The sequence below is a fragment of the Streptomyces sp. NPDC059853 genome (assembly GCF_042731495.1).
In the GTDB taxonomy this organism is placed as follows: domain Bacteria; phylum Actinomycetota; class Actinomycetes; order Streptomycetales; family Streptomycetaceae; genus Streptomyces.
In genome coordinates this window covers 1-1,488 of record NZ_JBHWJL010000549.1, presented here as the reverse complement: position 1 = coordinate 1,488, position 1,488 = coordinate 1, and the positions used below count along the sequence as shown (strand labels likewise).

The following is a 1,488-nucleotide window of genomic DNA, read 5'->3' as shown; positions in this document are numbered from 1 at the left end:
GGGCTCCGGGGCGGTCGGGGTGTGCGGGTTCTCGTCCAGCAGCCGGGCCAGCTGGCGGCCGAGGACCCGCTTGAACTTGCGCTGCTGCGGGCGGGTGCGGTCGAGCACCGCGACCTCCAACTGGTCGGCGGTCAGCTCCCGCACCTCACCGCCGCCGCTGTCCCGGCCGAGCGCCGCCACCGCGAGCCGCAGGGCCTCGCCCAGCGGCATGTCGTCCCGGTGGCGCTGCTTGAGATAGCTGCCGATCTGCTCCGCGTTGCCGCCCACCGCGACCGAGCCGTGCTCGTCGATGATGGAGCCGTCGTGCGGCAGCCGGTAGATCTCGTCCTCCGCGCTGCTCTCCCCCACCTCGGCGACCAGCAGCTCCACCTCGTAGGGCTTCTCGGCCGCGCTGGAGAAGATGGTGCCCAGCGTCTGGGCGTAGAGATTGGCGAGCCCCTGCGCCGTCACGTCCTCGCGGTCGTAGGTGTAGCCGCGCAGATCGGCGTACCGGGTGCCGCCGATGCGCAGGTTCTCGTACTCGTTGTACTTGCCCGTGGCGGCGAAGGCGATCCGGTCATAGATCTCGCTGACCTTGTGCAGCGCCCGCGAGGGATTCTCGGCGACGAACACGATGCCGTCGGCATACTGCAGCACGACCAGGGCACGCCCGCGCGCCACGCCCTTGCGGGCGTACTCGGCGCGGTCCGCCATGACCTGCTGGGGTGAGACATAGAACGGCGTCGACACCGGCTATTCGTCCCTTCCTGATCCTTGGGAAATCTACAGAACCGGGGCCTGCGGCCCGTTGGGCAGCTGGAGCCGGCCCTCGTGCACCGAACGGGCGATCTCGGAGATCTCCGCCTCGGTGAGCCGGCGGAAGCCCTCTTCGGTGATCACGGTGACGATCGGGTAGATCCGCCGGGTCAGGTCGGGGCCGCCGGTGGCGGAGTCGTCGTCGGCGGCGTCGTAGAGGGACTGCACGACGGCGGTGACCGTCTGCTGCTCCGTGAGGTCCTCGCGGTGCAGCTTCTTGAGCGAGCCGCGGGCGAAGACCGAGCCGGAGCCGACGGCGGCGAAGCCCAGCTCCTCGGAGCGGCCACCGGTCACGTCGTAGGAGAAGATCCGGCCCTTGGCGCGGTCGAGGTCGTAGCCGGCGAAGAGCGGCACCACGGCCAGGCCCTGCATGGCCATGCCCAGGTTGCCGCGGATCATGGCGGAGAGCCGGTTGGCCTTGCCCTCCAGGGACAGGACTTCGCCCTCGACCTTCTCGAAGTGCTCCAGCTCCAGCTGGAAGAGCTTCACCAGCTCGATCGCGAAGCCCATGGTGCCGGCGATGCCCACGGCGGAGAACTCGTCCGCCGGGAAGACCTTCTCCACGTCCCGCTGGGCGATCTGGTTGCCCATGGTGGCCCTGCGGTCGCCCGCGAGGACCACGCCGCCGGAGAACGTGGCGGCCACGATCGTGGTCCCGTGCGGAATCTGCACGGGACCCTCCACGGGCGGCAG

2 protein-coding genes are annotated in these 1,488 nt (G+C 70.2%); both read right to left on the bottom strand.

Annotated elements, in window-relative coordinates; all coding sequences use genetic code 11:
- Window positions 1–729 (bottom strand): proteasome subunit alpha (gene prcA / locus ACFV5N_RS27760; RefSeq protein WP_385605284.1); only part of this gene is annotated, 729 nt, incomplete at its 3' end.
- 33 nt (window positions 730–762) lie between these two features.
- The coding region (gene prcB, locus ACFV5N_RS27755) for a proteasome subunit beta (protein ID WP_385605281.1) at window positions 763–1,488 on the bottom strand (726 nt) is incomplete at its 5' end.